The following is an 18,650-nucleotide window of genomic DNA, read 5'->3' as shown; positions in this document are numbered from 1 at the left end:
AGATTTCAGAACCAGAATCGCACACCGACGACATAATTGGTGACGCTCGGATCCTCTCCGGCGGCCCGCGCAAAATCCGCGCTGTCGCCGATGCGCCATTCTTGCGAAACGCCGACATAGGGTGCGAATTCGCGCGCGAACTCGTAGCGAAGACGCAGGCCCGCCTCGATCCGATCGAGCCCGGCACCGATGCCCAGCTCGGGAATGTCCTGCGCAGAAAGCGCGAGTTCGGCTCTGGGCTGGAGGATCAACCGCTGCATGATGCGCTGATCGAGTTCGCCCTCGATACGCGCGGTCACATCGCCCTTGGTGGAGACGAAGGCCGCGGCATCGACCTCGAAGCGGTACGGCATGAGACCCTGGATACCGATAACCGCGTGCGTGCGCTCCGGACCGGTGAGGTCCTGGCGAACACCCGCCTGGAAATCGAAGAAGGGCGCAATGGCGCGACTCCAGAGCGCCTGGACCTCGGCGCCTTCTATGGGTTCGCCAAAGCTGCCCTCACCCTCGGACTTGAACCAGAATTTGTCGATGTCGCCGCCATAATATCCCTGGATGTCCCACAGATATCCATCCTTCCCCTCGCGGGCGCGGTATTCGAGCCGGTCGCCCTGAAACCAGAAGCGCATTCCTCCGTCGGTCTCGCGGACAAGCTCGCGGCGCGCTTCGTTCATGGCTTCCTCGCCCCAGATGGCGACCGCCGCGCGCGCTGGGCCGCTCCCTGCTTCTGGAGGAGGCGGCAGCAGCGGGATATCATCGTCCGAGCCCATCTGCATCGCCGAATGGTCCATGCCCTGCCTGTCCTGCGAAGGCGTCTCCCCATGGTTCATCTGGCTGTGATCCATCTGCCCATGGTCCATCGACGAACTGGCCTCCGCCTGACCCATCTCGCCGTGATTCATCTGCGAATGATCCATCGCGCCTTCGGCGGGCTTGCCCTGCGGCATCGAGCCGTGATCCATTCCTTCATGACTTTCGGGCGATGCCTGTGGACGGGCAGCGTCCACAGGCATTGTCATGCCAGAATGGCCATCCTGAGCGGTCATCGCACCATGATCCATGGTTGAGTGATCCATCTCGGAGCGGTCCATGGCGGCTTCAGGTTGAGCAGCCGGTTCGCATGCTCCATCTGCAACCGGATGCCCCATCGCGCGATGGCGCTCGGCTTCTTCCTCGCACTTCGTCTTCGCGTCAGCCTGCGCCTCGGCGCTTTGCTGCGGCTCCGCCGGCGAATGACCGGCATGCTGCGCCGCCGCGGGGGAGGCGAGAACTGAGCCGGCTGCGACCGATGCGAGCAGGCTGACAATACGAATTTTCATGCTTCGCTCCCGTCGGGATTGGCGACCGTGACGATCTGAAACATCCCGGCATGCATGTGGTAGAGAAGGTGACAGTGGAAGGCCCAGTCGCCCGGCTCGTCCGCCGTCAGGTCGAACTGCGCGCTGCCACCCGGCTGCAGGATTACCGTGTGCTTGAGCGGTTGACGATCGGCCGGCGCGCCATTGACCAGCTCGAAGAAATGACCGTGCAAGTGAATGGGGTGCGCCATCATCGTGTCGTTGACGAGCTTCACGCGCACGCGCTCGTTATAGGCGAAACGGATCGGCTCGTCTGAGACGGCGGAGAACTTCTTGCCGTCGAACGACCACATGTAGCGCTCCATATTGCCGGTCAGATGAATTTCCATTCGCCGGGACGGCGTGCGGCCCTCGCGGTGTGGAGTCAGAGCGCGCAGCTTGCGATAGTCGAGCGTACGATGCGGCACATCGGCGAGACCGATGCCGGGATCGCCCATGCGGTCGACCGGGTTCATCGAGACCATGTCGAGACCGGGCCCGACCTTCACATCGGGCGGCAGAAGCGACGTGTCGCGCATCTGCATCCCCGACATGCCGGCCATGCCTGCCATCTCGGATTGGCCGGACGAACCATGATCCATCCCCGCCATGTCGCCGCCACTTCCGTGGTCCATGCCCGACATGCCGGCATCGCCAGACGAGCCGTGGTCCATGCCGCTCATGCCCATGTCGGCCATGGTCAGAAGCGGCGGATCGCGCAGCGGCGGAATGGCGGCGCGAGCGCCGGGTGCGCTCGCGAGTGTGGCAATACCCATGCCCGAGCGGTCCATCGACTCCGCGACCAGCGTGTAGGCTTGTTGCGCGCCCGGCGTCACGACGACGTCGTATGTCTCGGCCACACCGATCTGGAACTCGTCGACCTCCACCGGCTCGACGTTCTGCCCGTCCGCCTGAACGATGGTCATCGGCAGGCCGGGAATGCGAATATTGAAGAAGGTCATGGCGCCGGCATTGATGAAGCGCAGCCGCACGCGTTCGCCCGGGCGGAAGAGGTATTCCAGATTGTCGAGCGGGCCATGGCCGTTCAGAAGATAGGTATAAGCCGCGCTCGACACGTCGAGGATGTCCGTCGGCATCATGCGCATTTTCGCCCACATCCGGCGATCCTCGCCCGAAAGCGGGTAATCGTCGGTCCAGGTGTTCTGGTTGTAGTTGAAGTAGCCTTCGCCCTTCTTGAGCTTGTCGAAAATCGTGTGGGGCGACATTTCGCTGAATTCGCTCAGCACCACGATATATTCGCGGTCGGCCTGGACCGGATCGGGTCCGGCGGGGTCGACCACGATCGCGCCGTAATGCCCGGCCTGTTCCTGCAGGCCGCTATGCGAGTGCCACCAGTAGGTACCCGACTGGCGAACCGGAAATTCGGCGGTGAAGGTCTCTCCCGGTTTGACGCCGGGAAAGCTCACGCCAGGCACTCCATCGAGCTGAAACGGCACGAGCAGACCGTGCCAGTGGATCGAGGTATCTTCCTCGAGCTGGTTATGGACATTGAGCCGGACGGTCATGCCTTCCTGCAATCGCAACAGCGGACCGGGGATCGTGCCATTGACGGCGATCGCGCCGCCGCGCCTGTTGCCGGTCGCGAAGGCCGATCGGGCAACGGTGAGGTCGATATTGGGGCCGGATATCTCGTCCAGCCCCTTGCGGGCGTTACCTGCGAGGATGTCCGCGCCCCGTGCCCAGGCAGGCATCGCCCCGGCAAGGCCGAGCAGACCCATTCCTCCTGCTCCGGCTCCGAGAAACTTGCGTCGATTGACGGCGATCATAAAGGGCTCCTGACTTGGCGTTTACCGTTACTTACGCGCGCGCCCAGCCAACCCCTCAAAGTTTTTCGAAGCGCTCCTTCAGCCTGTTGCGCGCGCGATATACGCGGGTTTCGATCGCCTTTTCGGTCGTTCCGAGAAGATCGGCCGCCTCGGCCTGGCTACGCCCCTCGATGGTCACGAGCACAAGCGCTTCGCGCAGCCTTACAGGCATTCGCGCGATCTCGGCCTGAACGAGATTGAGCTCTTCCCTGGAAACGGCCAACGCTTCAGGACCCGGCAAATCGTCGGCGATGGAATGGAGTTCGTCATCACCCGACAGTCCGAAAAAGCCCGCGACCTTGCGCCTGCGCAAACGGTCCCGGCAGCGGTTGAGGACGACGGTTGTCAGATAGGGTCCGATCGGCTTGTCCGGATCAAGCCGATGGCGCGTCAGCCACACCGAAGCGAGGCTGTCCTGAACAACGTCCTCGGCCTGAGAAGGAGAGGAAAGCATGCGTGTCCCGAGCGCGAGAAGCCGACCAGTTTCATGCTCGACGAGTTGGCTGAAAGCCCGCTTGTTTCCAGCCCTCGCCTGCGAAACAAGGGCCTCATCCGGATTGTCGCCCGCCCCCGACATGGCGCTTCAGTCGCGAGGGTCGCGGGTCAAGGCGTCGGAGACCTTGCGGTCGAACTGGCGTTGCTGCTCGGGTTCGAGAATTTCGCGCATGTCGAAGACATGGCGCACCGTTGCTTTCTGCAGATCGCCCATGCGTGCATGCACCTCGTCGATCGCGGCCGAGACCTCGGGACCGTACTCATGCTCGGTTTCCATCGCCTGGGCGAGCCGGGCATTGGCTGCACGCGCCGATCCTTCGAGCCGTGCCCTTTCGACAGCGAAACGAGCCTCGAGCGCATCGAGACGCTGCTCCTGGTCGGCCGTCAGGGTGAGTTCGTCGTGCACGAAATCGTGGAGGCCGGAGCCAGCCTCGTGATTGGCCCAGCGGTCCGCGGCAATCGCGCCGAGGCATCCTGCAAGTGCTGCGAGAAGCACCGCGAGAACGATATGCGTCGTCTTCAAACCCTATTGCTCCACATGGAGGAGCGCCGATGGGGACAGCTGTTCGCCGAGGATAAGACTCTCGCCAAATGACGCGGAAGACGTGCCATAGCCGCCGGGCCAACCGCTCGTTCCGGCGCCAGCTCCAAGCCCGACGACGAACAGACCGACGAACAGAGCCGTCCGGCGGCGTCGGTCGGCGATTTCGCCAAGCTGTCCGGCGCGCTGCCAAACGCCATCCATGAAGTCGGCGGGGACCTCGCTGGTGCCGGTGGCGGAAAGGGTTCCGAGCACCGCATCAAGAGAGTGATTGTCACGCATCCGAAAAACTCCTGTGGGTTGCACGTGTCCTATACGCGCTCGCCTGCACAATCCCTTAAACTTCTTTTTTTGAGGGAATGTCCACCACCATACGTAATCGAGACGGGTCTGTCAGAATCGGGTCGAACCCGGGATGAATGGAAACCAACTCGTGAGCAATATCACCGCACCTGAAGATCACGGCGAATTTACGCCTCTTCTTGGCAAGAGCTTTCTGACGCCGCTTTACGACCGGGCGATCGGTCTGTTCACCCGCGAACATCTCTGGCGCCAAAGGATTGTCGAAGAGCTGCACCTTGTCCCCGGCGACCGGGTGATCGATGTTGGCAGCGGAACCGGCACTCTTCTCAAGGCCTTGATGACGGATTGTCCGGAAGCGGGTCTGATCGGTGTCGAACCCGACCCGGATGCGCTCGCGCTTGCGCGGCGCAAGTTTGGCGCGGGAGCCGATCTCGTGAAATGGCACAATGGCTTTCTCGAAAGCCTCAAGCTACCCGCAGGGTGGCAGCCGAACAAGATCGTCAGCAGCCTCGTCCTGCACCAGGTCCCCTTGCGCAAGAAGCAGACAATCCTGGAAACCATCGAAAGCTTGCTCGTGCCAGGCGGAACCGTGTTGATCTCCGATTATATGAAGCAGGATAGCCCACTCATGCGGAGCCTCTTCCGGGCGACCGTCCAGTCTCTTGACGGCATAAGCGACACGCAGCCCAGCGCCGACGGCGAAGTCGAAAAACTGTTCGCCGAAATCTTCACCGAGCCATGCCTGCTCCAACGGTTCCCGACGGCAACCGGGACGATCTCGCTATGGCGCGGATACAAGAAAGGAATTGCACAATGAATTTGAAAAAGCCTTCGCTGCTCCGGCGATCGATTAGCGGCGCGGCCTTGCTCGTGCTGGCAGCCTGTTCGAACGTGGCTCAGGCAGCGACCTATACGATGTTCCGGGATCCAGGATGTGGGTGCTGTCTCAACTGGGCAGGCCATGTCGAAGACGGGATGAACACGAAGGTGGCATCGGTCGACAGCAACGACATGGCGGCGATCAAGACCGCGCGGGGCGTACCCCAAGAGTTATGGTCATGCCATACGATGGAGGTCGATGGATACATCATCGAAGGTCACGTGCCTGCAGAAGCCGTCGCCAAGCTTTTGCGCGAACGGCCCGCCGGCGTTGCCGGCCTCGCGGTTCCGGGAATGCCTCTGGGATCGCCCGGCATGGAGGCCGGAAACCGGATCCAGCCTTACGACGTCATCGCCTTTGGCCCAACCGGACAGAGCGTCTTCGCGTCCTTTCCGTAAGGGGGTGAAGCCACTCCATGCGTCGGCATGAAAGGTTGCAGGCGATGAGGACTAATTGCGGGAAGCGACACAGAAGCCTGTCGAACTTCTCGCCGGGTCCGGGCTGGCTGCCCCCACAGTCCCGGACCCTTCCAATTTGTATGATTGCAGCACGCACGAAATAGGAGAAATGCGATAGTCAAAAGCTCGGTCAGAAATGCTGGATCTTTTTAAGGGGTGAACCTCTGCCCAACGTACTGCTTGTCGTGATGCTTCTCGGACGGGATGACATAGACAGGGGAAAGACTTGCAGACAGATGGCGACGATCAACATAGCGAGAATGCGGGCTCGATAACGTTGCTGGGCGGTGTCGCGATGGGGACCGGCGTCATGATTGGCGCAGGTATCTTCGCACTGACCGGCCAGATTGCCGAACTGGCTGGACCGTTATTTCCGCTTTCTTTCATAGTCGGCGCGCTGGTTACCTCGCTTGCCGCCTACAGCTACATCAAGATGTCGAACCGCTGGCCCTCCTCTGGCGGCATCGCGATGATCCTTCAGAAGGCTTACGGACCGGGCGTCGTTGCAGCATCGGCATCGCTCCTGATGGCGCTGTCGATGGTCATCAACGAAAGCCTGGTCGCTCGGACCTTCGCGACCTATGCCTTGCGGCCCTTTGGGCTCGAAAGCAGCGGCATTCTGGTCTCCGTCGCGGCACTGGCCCTCATCGTTTTCGCCTATTTCGTGAATGCTGCCGGCAACAAATCGGTCAGCGGGTTTTCGCTCATTATGTCGGCAATCAAGATCGGCGGCATCGCCCTGTTCGCAATTGCGGCGATCTGGGCCACCGGATTTTCAGGCGGTGCCTTCGCAGAGCCGGTCGCGCTTTCGGGCCTCGACGCGTTGCTCGCTTCGGTCGCTTTCTCGATCCTCGCTTTCAAGGGTTTCACCACCATCACCAACAGCGGCGGCGAAATCATCGATCCGCATCGGAATGTCGGCAGAACCATTATCATTTCGATCGCAGTATGCGTGGTCGTCTACCTTCTCGTCGCGGTGGCGGTCGGCGCCAGCCTCAGCACTTCAGAAATAGCCGAGGCGCGCGATTACTCTCTTGCGGCAGCTGCGCGCCCCGCGCTCGGAGAGCTTGGCTTCTATTTCACAGTCGCAATCGCGATCGCAGCCACGACCTCGGGTGTCATCGCCAGTGTTTTCGCCGTTTCGCGAATGCTGACGATGCTGACCGAGATGAAGATGATCCCGCATAGCCATTTCGGCATGAGCGGACCGATCCGCAGTCACATGCTGGTCTATACCGTAGTGATTGCCGGCACGCTCGCGGTCCTGTTCGATCTGTCGCGGATCGCTTCGCTCGGAGCATTTTTCTATCTCGTAATGGACATGCTTGTGCATTGGGGCGTGCTGCGCGGTTTGCGGGAAGAGATCGGTGCGCGTGCCTGGGTGCTATGGTCGGCACTCGTGGCGGACAGCGTAGTCCTGACAGCTTTTGCCTTCGCCAAGCTCAAAACCGACCCTGCGGTCGTCGCCTATGCGGTCGCAGGCATTGCCGCCGTTTTCATCGCCGAATGGTTCTATTTGTCCAGGCGTTCGCAAGCGATGGACTCCGCTTCAGAAAGACCGGCGGAAGAGAGGCGATGACCCCGTTAGTAGAACACGAGCGCAAAGGCAGCGACCAAAAGCCGACGAGGATCGAGGCGCCAAGTTCGCGGATCAAAAGAAATTCAAGACGGAGCATATCGTGACGACTAAAACTGCCACCGTTTACCGAATGGTCATGCCGGACCACGTTTGTCCGTATGGATTGAAAACGGTCGATTTGCTCAAACGCGAAGGTTTCGAGGTGGACGACCACCATTTGAAAACGCGCGAGGAGACCGATGCGTTCAAAGAGCAGCATGGGGTAGAAACCACCCCCCAAACCTTCATCGGCGGGAAGCGCATCGGAGGTTACGACGATGTCCGTGAGCATGTCGGCAAGAAAAGAACGCAAGCCGGTGATGACGAGACCAGCTACCAGCCCGTCATTGCCATTTTCGGCGTCGCTTTCCTCCTGGGTCTGGCAATTAGCTGGTACGTTTTCGACACGATTTTCACGGTGGAAGCGGTCGAATGGTTTGTCAGCCTATCGATGGCCTTGCTCGCGATCCAGAAGTTGCAGGACGTGCGCAGCTTCTCGACCATGTTCCTCAACTACGATCTGCTGGCGCGACGCTGGGTACGATATGGATTTCTATATCCGTTCGGTGAGGGTTTGGCTGGAATATTAATGGTCGCGCACGCGCTTCCGATCGTCTCGGTTCCGGTATCGCTGTTCATAGGGACGGTCGGCGCGGTCAGCGTGTTCAAGGCGGTCTACATCGACAAGCGCGAGTTGAAATGCGCTTGCGTCGGCGGAAGCAGCAACGTGCCGCTCGGCTTCGTATCGTTGACCGAGAACCTGTTCATGATCGGTATGGGTCTTTGGATGGGTGCCAAGGCCCTGGGTTGGGTCTCGCTATGATTTGGGCACTGCTTCTCGGTTTCGCGCTGTTCGCGATCTCTCTCTACTTCCACATGTTGATGCTGCGCGGGGCGAAAGCCGTTTCTCCGCCAGGCAAGGACCCACGCCATTTCCGGCTGCTTGCAGGCTCCAGCCTCGTTCTTCTCAGCCATCTGGTCATCGCCGGCATATTCGCGGGCGGAATGTATCTCGCTTCCGTCTGGGGCCTTGGCGGGCTCGAGAAGGACGTCATCAACAGCTGGATGGATTATTACTACTTCGCGCTGATCACGATCTCGACGGTCGGTCTCGGCGATATTCTGCCCGCCGGGCACATGCGCGCCATTTCCGGCATCGCCGCCCTTACCGGGTTCCTGATGATCAGTTGCACCGCCCAATATGTCTATCAAACCATGAGCGAAAAGGAGAATTGATATGGCTGAAGCTAGGCACGATGCACACGAAAAAGGTGGAGGGGGCGGCAACTACTGGCGGTTCATGGCAATGGTATCGACCTCGACCGTGATCATGTTCTTCCTGATGTATGCCAACAGCTTCGACATGGACGACGTTTTCTGGAGCGAGACGCGCTTCTGGATGATGTTCGTCATGGGCGCGATGATGATGGTGGTCATGCTTCTCTTCATGTGGGGCATGTACAAGGACCGGACCAAGAACTTCATCATCTTGGGTGTCGGAGCCGTCGTCTTCGCGCTCGCGCTATGGCTCGTACGCAGCCAGACCACGGTGGACGATACCGAATACATGGCCGCGATGATCCCGCACCACTCGATCGCGATCATGACTAGCGAGAGGGCGAGCCTGAAGGATCCGCGGGTTCGCGAACTCGCGCAGGCCATCATCGTCGCGCAGCGGCGCGAGATCGCCGAGATGAAATATCTCATCCAGGACATCGAGGAAAACGGTCCGCGCACCGAAGAACGCCTGCCCGAGGAGATGCAGCAATGAACAAGATCGCAATCCTGACGCTTGCAGCCCTCCCTCTGGCGGCCTGCAACACCAATACCGCGGTCGGCAATGATCGCGAAGCACAGCTCGATCCCCCGGCAACTGCGGCGCCGATAGAGAGTGCTGCGAGCGCTCTTGCCAACCTCAGCCCGGGCCTCATGCTGCCCGAGACCATGAGCGACGCGGACCTCGCCACGCTGGGAGCCGAGAACACGTGTCAGTTTCGCCTGACTGAGGTCGCGTTTCCGTCGTTCGTCTACGACAACAGCGGTGGCGGCGCGATCAAGATCAACGGCAAGCTGATCCCTGTCACAGCAAGCGCCTCGGGTGAGTATGCGAATGGTGAGCTTCGTATCCGCACGCGCCTTCTCGATGACGAAGGAGACGCGGGCCTGCAGATGCAGGAACTCATCGTCGCCGGACCTCGGATGAAGGACGAGTTCGGGTTCTGGGGGTACACGACCTGCGGCAACAGCGAGGCGTGAACACGAGCGAGCGGGCGCCAGCGTGCGTCGGTGCCCGCTCTATGATCATGTTCGGCCCGGCACGCGCGGCCGAATTTATAATGAGGTGCTACAGTGGAAGCTGAGCCTGTGAGCGATGCAGCCCCCCTTGCGGTCTTCGGTGCCGGAGGAAAGACCGGCACGGAAATACTGCGCCATGCGGTTCACAAGGGCATCGAAGTTCGAGCGTTCGAGCACACCTTGCCCGAACCATCGGACCGGGTCGACAACGTCGAGTACCACCAGTGCGATGTACTCAATGACGACTTCAGCAGCGAGCTCGAAGGTTGCCGTGCTGTTATTTCCGCACTCGGTATAGGATTTAGCCCATCCACGGCGATCGATCCGCCTCCGCTTTACACGGAGGGAACCCGCAGGCTTGTGGAAGCGATGTCGGCGACCGGCATTTCCCGGATCGTCGTGATATCGGCGGCGTTCGTAGAGCCGCAGCCCAGCGTTCCTGCATGGTTCGAGCTCACAGCAAGACCAGCCTTGCACAATATTCTCGAACAGATGCGCGCCATGGAAGATCTTCTGGAGCGCGCGAAAGGCCTGAAATGGACGGCTGCGCGACCGGGCTGGCTCCTCGACGAACCCTATACGGGTGAAGCCGTCATTACCGACGAGCGCCTTGCCCAAGATTGCTTTCGCTGCAGGCACGCCGACCTCGCGGCAGCGATGCTCGAATTCGTCTGCGAGAACACCTGGGTCAACGCTAAACCCGCTATCGCCCGGCCAGAAGAAGACCGCTTCGAGAACGTCTCGGCGCTCAAGGCCGAACTCGGGATCGACTAGATCGATGCGGACTTGCGGAAACATTCCAACAACGAGGTAAGATATGCTGCTTGAGAAGATAAAGACCCCCGGCCTTTCGCACCTTTCCTATCTGATCGGTTCGCAGGGCAAGGCAGCGGTCATCGATCCGCGCCGCGACTGCGAGATATATCTCGAGCGAGCCCGCGCCGAAGGGCTGGAGATCACGCATATCTTCGAAACGCACAGGAATGAGGATCTCATCACGGGATCGCCGGTACTGGCCAAAATGACCGGTGCCCGCGTTCTGCACGGTCCAAACCCTGCGGATGAGGTTGTGTTCGCCGACACCGCGCGAGAGGGCGACGTTTTCGAGATCGGTAAGATCAGGGTCGAAGTGCTCGAAACCCCCGGTCACACCGACGATCATCTCGCCTTCGTCTTTCACGACGACGATTATCCCGAAGGACCGGTCGGCGTGTTCACCGGCGATGCGCTCTTCGTGGGCGACGTCGGCCGAACCGATTTCTATCCCGAGCGCGCGCGGGAGGTCGCGGGCCTCCTGTACGATTCATTGCAAAAGATTTGCGCTCTGGGTGACCAGACAATCATATACCCGGCGCACGGTGCCGGATCGGTTTGCGGGTCCGGAATGGCAGACCGGGAATTCTCGACAATCGGCCATGAGCGGCGCAACAACCCGCGGCTGCGCATTGCTGACCGCGACGAGTTCATCAAGGCGAAGGTAGAAGAGCATCATTACCAGCCACCTTATTTTCGGCTAATGGAGCGGCTCAATCTCGAAGGCGCCAATGCCGCGCCGCGAGTCATGCGGCCAAGGCTTCTGGGGCTGGAAGACCTCGGCGAGAGCGGCGCCGATCATCTGGTCGATGTACGCGAGCCGCTCGCCTATGCCGCCGGTCATATGCAGGGTGCCGTGTGCCTTCCAGTGGGAATGATACCCGCCTTTGCCGGGTGGTTCATCAGCGAAGGCGACACGATAGCCCTAATCGCTTCCGAAGAAGACGAGCTCGCTCAAGCTATGGCGCATTTGGTGCGCATTGGTCTCGATAATATTGTCGGCGGCTATGTCGGCGTGATCCCAGCCGCCGCACAGGGCAAAGCGATGCAAAGTATTGCCATGATCGACACCGAGGAAGTCGCACGCAGGCTCGCTGAGGACAGCGAAGATTGGACCTTGCTCGACGTGCGCGCCCTTGACGAACGGCAGCAAGGCAGCATCGATGAATCCGAACATGTCTATGTCGGCGAGCTCAACACCCGCTGGAAAGAGCTCGATCGCGACCGTCATTACACTTTGATGTGCGCCAGCGGCATGAGGGCGAGCGTAGCAGCGGGCTGGCTCGCAAGCCAAGGCTTCAAACACCTCGACGTCTATCTGGGCTCCATGGGCGCATGGACAAACGCGCAGGGCTAAAAAGCTGGAAAACCTCGAAAATGGCCAACCCGCGATCCCTTCAGGGCCGTGCGCGAAAGCTGTTTGGCCTACCGGAAGACACGCTGGTCTATCCTGCGCTTGATTGTGCAGGGGGGCGCGTCTCGACGATCATACAGGCAGGCAAACGCAACCCCCGCTTGAATGGCGATGTCTCACTTTTTCGAATTTCAGCAGATCAGGGCCGTGCTGGACCTGCCCTACCTTGAAAAAATCGACGTGGCCGTGCCTACCAATCTGAAATGCGGAAATTGCTCTGAAGATGCTGTCGAGCGACTGCACGAGCTCGGCGGGAAATCACCGCAGGGATAGGTTGGATTGCCTTGGCCACCGCGGAGCCATGTGCGGGCTATTGCGCGCTATCCGCATTCCCAATCATTTGAACGAACCGGGGAGGCTATCATCAGAACCACATCGGGATGACAATCGAATTGGAGTCCTTCGGGATTGGGGAGCTTTTTTGAACCTGTCGCAATTAAGACCGCTTTTTTTCGCTCGATTCCGAAAATGCTTACCCTCGAACATTGCCAAGGCGCATTTGTCTGTAGGACGTTGCGCGCAGAAGATCGTCTGAACCCTCATTGTCCGGTCGCGCTTTATAGATCCCCGCAAAGTTTCGCTATCGCAGTAAAAGGAGCCAATCCGAGTGTCGTTCTCTCAGAACCTCGGATTACATAAATGCTTTCATGAGAGTTGGCTCGAAATAGCCCCAGGCGGCCGCGATGAAGCTCATCACGGTTGCAACCAGGAGCAAAATTATCTGACGGTTCTTGAGCCATTTAACTGCGGCCCGGGAGTGGCAATGACTCGTGTGCCGATGTTTGCGCAGAACAATGAGCCAACTAGCCGCCACCGCAATCATCGAAAATGCGGTCATTGGCCAATGGAGCGAACCCAGAGGCGCCAAAACACTGCTCAGGCTCGCACTCAGCCCGGCGGCAACCAGCACCATCGGTAGAATGCAGCAAGAGCAAGCTGCCAAAACAGCAGCCGAACTGCTTATGACGCTCACAACGGTCGTCTTGCCGTCGTGCAAAGGTAGTGGTTCGACAGCATGAGTCGGTTCGGCCATCAAGCGACTAGCAACCACGAACGGCCCTTACCCATATGAAGTCTTCAAATAGGTCTGCCATAGTACTCGTTCGAACAGAGGCTTCACACGCGAGGGTTCATTGTATTTCGCCGATGTGGCATAGCCCTCCACCAATTGAAGGTCGAGGTCAATTGCGTCACACTGACAGCTCCTCAACCCCGTCACGCAGCTGAGGTGTCCAAGCTCGGCGGACGCCGCAGTCCTTTGACCAACATAGCCGCGCTCAACAGCTATTGTACCTGAAAGACGGAACCCGCGCCAGGGTTGGGTGAAGCGCGGGGTTCCTGAACGGCCCCGGGACACCTGCGATCCGCAGGGTTCAGGGGGAGGTGGGGCCGCCATTCGATTAACGAGGAGAAAACCGATCGGGACCGGATTTGGTTTTACCGTACACCTAATCGCTTACGCTTCTTGCCAATCTATATATCGAACAGATAGATCCACTCGCAGGTGTGGCGACGCGCTCAAATTCTAGCATGAGCATGCTATATTCACGCCGACATGCAATTGCTGGCAACCTGTTCGCGCAATTAGTCGATCGGTTCTTGGATCACACGCAAATACGGTTTCTTTTCGTCCCAGCCATCGGGATATTTGGCTTTCGCATCTTCGTCCGACAAGGAAGGCGGAATAATCACATCATCACCCTTCTGCCAATTGACCGGCGTCGCTACACCCTTGCGTTCGGTGAGTTGCACCGAATCAAGCAGCCGGAGCACTTCATCGAAATTCCGCCCGCTGCTCATCGGATAAAGCAGCACGGCGCGAATTTTCTTGTCTGGCCCGATGATATAGACAGCGCGGACGGTGGCGTTATCGGCTGCGGTTCGCCTCTCCGCATTACCCGCTTCGTCGGCCGGCAGCATATTATAAAGCTTGGCGACCTGTAGGTCGCTGTCGCCGACCACGGGATAGTCGACCTTATTTCCGCTCACCTCCTCGATATCGGGAAGCCAATCGCGATTATCCTGGCTGCTGTCGACCGACAGGCCGATAATCTTAGTGCCGCGTTTGGCAAATTCCTCGCCGAGCCCGGCCATGTAACCAAGCTCGGTCGTGCAAACCGGTGTAAATGCCTTGGGATGGGAAAAGAGGATTGCCCAGCTGTCACCCATCCAATGATGGAAGTGAATGCTGCCTTGTGTGGTCTGAGCTGTGAAGTCGGGGGCTGTCGAGCCAATTGAAAGGGTCATGTAGATACTCCTATTTATCTTGTGGGAACTCAGGGCACATTACTAGCGATGCTCTGAGAAGAATGCGGGTCCGACCTCGTCTTCATCCTGTTCCTCAAGGATGGGCACCAGATCCGCTTTGCTCGGGTCAACCGGTCATACGACAAACCGATCCCAGCCAGCATAATGCTCACCGCTACGCTTGCCTTGAGGCAGGCTCAGTCCGATCAAGAGCAGGCCGGCCACAACCGACGCCACCGTTCCGGCAGACGACGCCCCCGCAAGGAGGAATGGCGCTGCGACAAGCCAGGCACCGAATGCAGCATTGATGAAGCGGAGGGCGCGCGCGACTTCCGCAGTCGCGATGATTGCCACCGTAATCACCAAAGCACCCACCACGTGATCGCTGTTGGCCATCGCGCCCTCGCTGCCAAGCGTGATCCTTGTCAGCATCAGCCAGGCTCCCAGAGCCGTGCTGGCCATCAGGGTCCAGGGGAAGGTTACGCCGCGCACCGTGTTGTTCCAGATCGAGCGCGCATCGGTCATATAGTCGGTATCGTCGATTTCGCCGTGTGACACTGCGCCGCCCTTGAAGAAGGTTCGGATAAGCGGTTTGCCTTCCTTTTTCGACCAGTAGAGATACTGTCCCATGGCGATGACTTCATCGAGCGAGAACGGGATCATGATGAGCATCGCAAGGGCAGCGATCAGAGCCGGCGTACTCCACGTTCCGATCATGATCGGCTGAATGATCACGAAGTAGATACTGACCACGCCCAGCGGAATGACCAGAATGCCGAAAAAGGTGACCATCCACGGCATCGTGCGCCAGCGCGCGCGGGTTCCCATGACCGCCATCAGGATTTCGAGCACATAGCTGACCGCGCCAAGCCCGGCATCCGGGATCGGCCAGGCCTTGGATACATCCGAAGTGATGATTTCCTCGGTCCCGTTCTTGGGATCGGCGAGCGATCCGGAAAAAAACGGTTCCCACGCCACATCGATATGGCCCAGCTGGTAGGAGGTGAGCATGCGCGATATCAACAGGCCGATAATGCCCATCGCAACAATCGGGAATCGCTGGGCATCTGTCGAGGGACTGTAGGTCCACCCGGGCGGGATGGACTTCTTGTCCATCATCCCTTCCATGCTCATGCCGGGCATCATTGGCACCAGCACCGAAAATGCGATCGCCAGTGTACCGACAAGCAGATTGGTCAGATATTGGGCCGCGCTCGGACTCCAGAAGAACAACGGCGCGAAAAGCAGCCAGATGCCAATGAAGGCTGTCGCCCACTGTCCGAACCAGGCGGTGCGCTTCGAAAGCGACATCGCGCCGAAGATCATCAATGCGATCCCGCTCAGCATATCGCTTAGGGCAAGAGCGTTGGCCCGCCATTCGATCGATGGCAAACCCCGCTCCAGAGTGACCGCTACGACCGACGCACGGGCAGTATCGGCGGATACGACGTCATAGACACCCGGACTTGCAGCGAGCCACAGACCGAGCCCGATGACAGCAAACTGCGTCCAGCGGGTACCACGCTGGGGGCCGTCCATGTCGTGCATGTCGCCGTCCATCTGGTGCCCATCATGAGCCATATCGGTGTCATGCGATTGGGGCCGCGCCGGTTCGGTCTTCCCTGCATCCGAACTCTTTGGATGCCAAGCCACGCGGGACGTGTTCAGCTTATTCGTTTCGTACCAGTCCTGCGGGTCGGCTTTCAACGCGTCGATGATGGTCGGAAGCGTGTCGCGGAGCGAATGTTCTGGCTCCCACCCCAACAGGTTCCGGGCACGGGAGATATCAAGGATGTAGTGAGCGTTGGCATCATCGACCATCCATTGCTTGATGAATCCGTCATGGCCAAGGACTTCTTCCTCGATCCACGTGCCCAGTTTCGCCACGCTCTTTGGAATGCGCACTGTCGTCCATTCCTCGCCGTGGATCCGGCAATGGACGATGTCCTGAATCTCGGCGTAGCCCAGCGTTTCGGGCTCGCCGACAAGTATCGGCGTCTCGCCCTCGAGGTCAGCGCGATTTGCAATTGTACGCTCTACCGCTCTGGTCAGATCTTCGAGGTGCAGTGCCGATTGCGCTGCGCACAACATGCCGGGATACAGATGCGCCGACACGCGGTGCTCATAGACACCGGCAATTTGTTCGGCGAGAAAGGCGGAGTGCCCCTTATCGTCATAGACTCCGGCGAACCGCAGGAACACAACCGGAATGTCGCCACGGTTCTCGCGCAGTACCTGCTCGGCGTCGGCTTTCGACTGGGGGTAAGGCCAGGTTGGTCCGAGCGGGCTCGATTCGTCGATACGTACGCCCGGCAGCGGTTTGGGCTCGTGTACAAGCATTGAGCTTGCATAGATGAACTGTTCGATGTCGAAGGCCTGCAGCGCCGTGATCAGTCGGCGTGAACCCTCAACGTTGACCTTCTCGTAGAGAGGATTGGGCTCGCCGGTGATATCGAAATAGGCGGCCAGATGGATACAGGCAGCAAGCTCGTTTCCGAAATCGTCCCTGACCTTTTCGAGGGCAGCAGACACGGACGCGTCATCGGCGAGATCTATCGAATAAGAAGCGGCGAGATCGGGATTATCCTCGACGGGAGACCGGTCGAGACCAATCACGCGATATGTCCTGCCGAGGCGCTGCGTCAGCGCGCGCCCAATATATCCGTTCGCGCCTGTAATCAGAACGATACGCTTGTCCATGGGAGTGCCCTCGATTTGGTAGCCGGAAGATGTTCGACTTCGGTACGATGAAGACGGCAGCCGCTCCCTTCAAGGAGCGGCTGCTGCATGTCGCCGCCCTAACAACAGCCGGAGGATTTCCCATCTGCGCGTGACTGGGAAACTTCCTGCACGAGCTCGGCCGTCTTCGCATCGCTTCCGGTACGGGCGACATCGGCTTGCGAAACCATGCCGCAGCATTTCCCGTCATCGTCGATAACCGGGACACGGCGAACCTGGTTTTTCTCCATGGATGCTAGACAGTCTTCCAGAGAGGTGTCGGGGGTAACGCTTACAACCGACCGGGTCATCACGTCTCCGACGCGTGTCTTCGCCGACATTCCCTCGGCCACGGCCCTGCAACACACGTCGCGATCCGTGATCACGCCGACAAGACCACCTTCATCGTCGACGACCGGAATTTGCCCACAATCATTGTCAATCATAAGCCTGGCGGCGTCCTGAAGGCTTTGGTTTTCCTTGCAGCATGCCGGATCGCTAGTCATAATTTCGCTGGTTTTCATCTGTCTCTCCAAAAGTTCGGCGTTCCGTTCAATGGGAAGCCATCTCCGCCTAAGCAAATGGAGGACGTGACCGCCGCATCGAATCATCGGGTCCAGCAAACCTAGTGCTTGCCATCATTGGAAGGTCAAGGCCGGCTTGCGAGATTCCAGACTTCCAACAATCTGGCGCCGGGTCGGTTTCCATGGCCCAAGGCTGAAACGATCAAGCATTGGTTTGTCTCAATAGAGACGTTTATTCGTGCTCGATGCAAATACCTCCTGACCCTCCAACGATGGCAAGCGGCACCGTGGGGCCAGGGCCCGGTGAGTGGATCTTCGTAGGCTGTTCGGTTTGGAGCTACGGAACTCGACCCAGCATATTCGGGTCTGTGGCGATGCCAGAACTTCGTGGCAGCGGGCTGCATTACGCAAGACAGGAAACCCTGTCGGCATAGGCAAGCGAAGGGGGAAAGACCGATGGCTTGGGGTTTAGCGGCGATCATGGTCGTCATCGTATCGTGGGTTTTCTACCGGTACTTCGCCCCGCGCGAATGGACCGGCGCCGGCCTCGTGCAGGCTTTCATCATCGCCCTCTACGCTGAAATGTTCGGCTTTCCGCTGACAGTCTATGTGCTCATACGGACGTTCGGACTAGACCGGGAGTATATCAGCGCCAATCTGTGGTCGACACTCGTGGGTCTGGGCGAAACCGGGATGTTTGTCTCGATGCTGGTAGGCTACTCGCTAGCGATCATCGGCGTGGGAATGTTCATTCACGGATGGCGCGCGGTCTATAAGGCGCGTCACGATGACCGGCTTGTCACCGATGGACAATATCGTTTCGTACGGCACCCGCAGTATACCGGGCTGTTTCTCGCTCTGTTCGGAGAAGGCGTCATTCATTGGCCGACAATCTTTTCGGTCGTTCTCTTCCCGGTCATCGTGCTTGCCTACTATCTTCTCGCGCGCAAGGAAGAACGCGGCATGATCCGTAAATTTGGCGACGAGTATCGCGCTTATATGCGCAAGGTCCCAATGCTGCTGCCACGCCCCAGTCGTTGGAAAGAGCTGGCCAAGAAATCGCAGCAGCCAAGAAGCTAACGGGACCTGGGCCAAGCGCCAACTCTGCATACCCATATCAAGAGAAACGGCGCTGGACCCGGCGAACGGTAGGCGTGAAATTTCGGGGTGGAGGATAATTG

General features: G+C 59.3%; 20 protein-coding genes. 11 read left to right on the top strand and 9 right to left on the bottom strand.

Features of this window, described 5'->3' with window-relative positions; all coding sequences use genetic code 11:
* Positions 1–5 precede the first annotated feature (5 nt).
* From F7D01_RS08135 to F7D01_RS08115, 5 genes are read right to left on the bottom strand one after another with little or no spacing between them, the layout of a single operon-like run.
* A complete protein-coding gene (locus F7D01_RS08135; RefSeq protein ID WP_215227151.1) occupies positions 6–1,319 on the bottom strand; it encodes a copper resistance protein B in 1,314 nt (437 codons plus the stop codon).
* Positions 1,316–3,124: a copper resistance system multicopper oxidase gene (locus F7D01_RS08130; protein ID WP_215227150.1), complete on the bottom strand. Its 1,809-nt coding sequence runs from the start codon at positions 3,122–3,124 to the stop codon at positions 1,316–1,318. The genes F7D01_RS08135 and F7D01_RS08130 overlap by 4 nt, the downstream gene beginning before the upstream one ends.
* 55 nt (positions 3,125–3,179) lie before the next feature.
* A complete protein-coding gene (locus F7D01_RS08125) occupies positions 3,180–3,740 on the bottom strand; it encodes an RNA polymerase sigma factor (protein WP_151884812.1) in 561 nt (186 codons plus the stop codon).
* A gap of 6 nt (positions 3,741–3,746) precedes the next feature.
* Positions 3,747–4,181, bottom strand: a complete 435-nt coding sequence (locus F7D01_RS08120; RefSeq protein WP_009823993.1) for a Spy/CpxP family protein refolding chaperone — start codon at positions 4,179–4,181, stop codon at positions 3,747–3,749.
* 3 nt (positions 4,182–4,184) lie between these two features.
* Positions 4,185–4,481 carry a hypothetical protein gene (locus tag F7D01_RS08115; protein WP_009823994.1) on the bottom strand — a complete coding sequence of 99 codons (297 nt, stop codon included), beginning with the start codon at positions 4,479–4,481 and terminating at the stop codon, positions 4,185–4,187.
* A gap of 133 nt (positions 4,482–4,614) precedes the next feature.
* Between F7D01_RS08115 and F7D01_RS08110 the strand changes: the two genes are divergently transcribed.
* From F7D01_RS08110 to F7D01_RS08065, 10 genes are all read left to right on the top strand, one after another.
* The gene (locus tag F7D01_RS08110) at positions 4,615–5,319 is read left to right on the top strand and encodes a class I SAM-dependent methyltransferase (RefSeq protein WP_038283671.1); all 705 of its coding nucleotides are present in this window, start codon (positions 4,615–4,617) and stop codon (positions 5,317–5,319) included.
* Positions 5,316–5,780 carry a DUF411 domain-containing protein gene (locus F7D01_RS08105; protein ID WP_008603937.1) on the top strand — a complete coding sequence of 155 codons (465 nt, stop codon included), beginning with the start codon at positions 5,316–5,318 and terminating at the stop codon, positions 5,778–5,780. The genes F7D01_RS08110 and F7D01_RS08105 overlap by 4 nt, the downstream gene beginning before the upstream one ends.
* 286 nt (positions 5,781–6,066) lie before the next feature.
* The gene (locus F7D01_RS08100) at positions 6,067–7,419 is read left to right on the top strand and encodes an APC family permease (protein WP_009823996.1); all 1,353 of its coding nucleotides are present in this window, start codon (positions 6,067–6,069) and stop codon (positions 7,417–7,419) included.
* A gap of 130 nt (positions 7,420–7,549) precedes the next feature.
* Positions 7,550–8,281: a glutaredoxin gene (locus F7D01_RS08095; RefSeq protein ID WP_009823997.1), complete on the top strand. Its 732-nt coding sequence runs from the start codon at positions 7,550–7,552 to the stop codon at positions 8,279–8,281.
* Complete coding sequence (locus F7D01_RS08090; RefSeq protein WP_008603934.1) at positions 8,278–8,694, top strand: potassium channel family protein; 417 nt, start codon at positions 8,278–8,280, stop codon at positions 8,692–8,694. The genes F7D01_RS08095 and F7D01_RS08090 overlap by 4 nt, the downstream gene beginning before the upstream one ends.
* A 70-nt stretch (positions 8,695–8,764) precedes the next feature.
* Positions 8,765–9,229 (top strand): DUF305 domain-containing protein, encoded by a 465-nt coding sequence (locus F7D01_RS08085; RefSeq protein ID WP_008603933.1) that lies wholly within the window; start codon positions 8,765–8,767, stop codon positions 9,227–9,229.
* Positions 9,226–9,714: a DUF6692 family protein gene (locus F7D01_RS08080; protein WP_009823998.1), complete on the top strand. Its 489-nt coding sequence runs from the start codon at positions 9,226–9,228 to the stop codon at positions 9,712–9,714. The genes F7D01_RS08085 and F7D01_RS08080 overlap by 4 nt, the downstream gene beginning before the upstream one ends.
* A 108-nt stretch (positions 9,715–9,822) precedes the next feature.
* Entirely contained in the window at positions 9,823–10,527 is a 705-nt protein-coding gene (locus tag F7D01_RS08075; protein ID WP_215227149.1) for an NAD(P)-dependent oxidoreductase, read from the top strand.
* Positions 10,528–10,570: 43 nt separating this feature from the next.
* Positions 10,571–11,923, top strand: coding sequence for a rhodanese-like domain-containing protein (locus F7D01_RS08070; RefSeq protein WP_156842685.1), 1,353 nt, complete (start codon positions 10,571–10,573; stop codon positions 11,921–11,923).
* Positions 11,924–12,085: 162 nt separating this feature from the next.
* Positions 12,086–12,253: a hypothetical protein gene (locus tag F7D01_RS08065; RefSeq protein WP_182849628.1), complete on the top strand. Its 168-nt coding sequence runs from the start codon at positions 12,086–12,088 to the stop codon at positions 12,251–12,253.
* A 358-nt stretch (positions 12,254–12,611) separates the two neighbouring features.
* On the opposite strand, the gene F7D01_RS08060 is transcribed toward F7D01_RS08065, so the two are convergent.
* From F7D01_RS08060 to F7D01_RS08045, 4 genes are all read right to left on the bottom strand, one after another.
* The gene (locus F7D01_RS08060) at positions 12,612–13,013 is read right to left on the bottom strand and encodes a hypothetical protein (RefSeq protein ID WP_156842684.1); all 402 of its coding nucleotides are present in this window, start codon (positions 13,011–13,013) and stop codon (positions 12,612–12,614) included.
* 551 nt (positions 13,014–13,564) lie between these two features.
* Positions 13,565–14,227 (bottom strand): peroxiredoxin, encoded by a 663-nt coding sequence (locus tag F7D01_RS08055; protein WP_215227148.1) that lies wholly within the window; start codon positions 14,225–14,227, stop codon positions 13,565–13,567.
* A gap of 135 nt (positions 14,228–14,362) precedes the next feature.
* Positions 14,363–16,927 carry an NAD-dependent epimerase/dehydratase family protein gene (locus F7D01_RS08050; protein ID WP_054527526.1) on the bottom strand — a complete coding sequence of 855 codons (2,565 nt, stop codon included), beginning with the start codon at positions 16,925–16,927 and terminating at the stop codon, positions 14,363–14,365.
* Positions 16,928–17,025: 98 nt separating this feature from the next.
* Positions 17,026–17,469: a CBS domain-containing protein gene (locus F7D01_RS08045; RefSeq protein WP_215227147.1), complete on the bottom strand. Its 444-nt coding sequence runs from the start codon at positions 17,467–17,469 to the stop codon at positions 17,026–17,028.
* Between the two features lie 456 nt (positions 17,470–17,925).
* On the opposite strand from F7D01_RS08045, the gene F7D01_RS08040 reads away from it, so the two are divergent.
* On the top strand, positions 17,926–18,549 hold the full coding sequence (locus F7D01_RS08040) for an isoprenylcysteine carboxylmethyltransferase family protein (protein ID WP_215227146.1): 624 nt from the start codon (positions 17,926–17,928) through the stop codon (positions 18,547–18,549).
* Positions 18,550–18,650 lie beyond the last annotated feature (101 nt).

The organism is Erythrobacter sp. 3-20A1M (assembly GCF_018636735.1).
GTDB lineage: Bacteria > Pseudomonadota > Alphaproteobacteria > Sphingomonadales > Sphingomonadaceae > Alteriqipengyuania.
The sequence above is the reverse complement of the archived record's forward strand: the minus strand, read 5'-3'. Positions and strand labels throughout refer to the sequence as shown.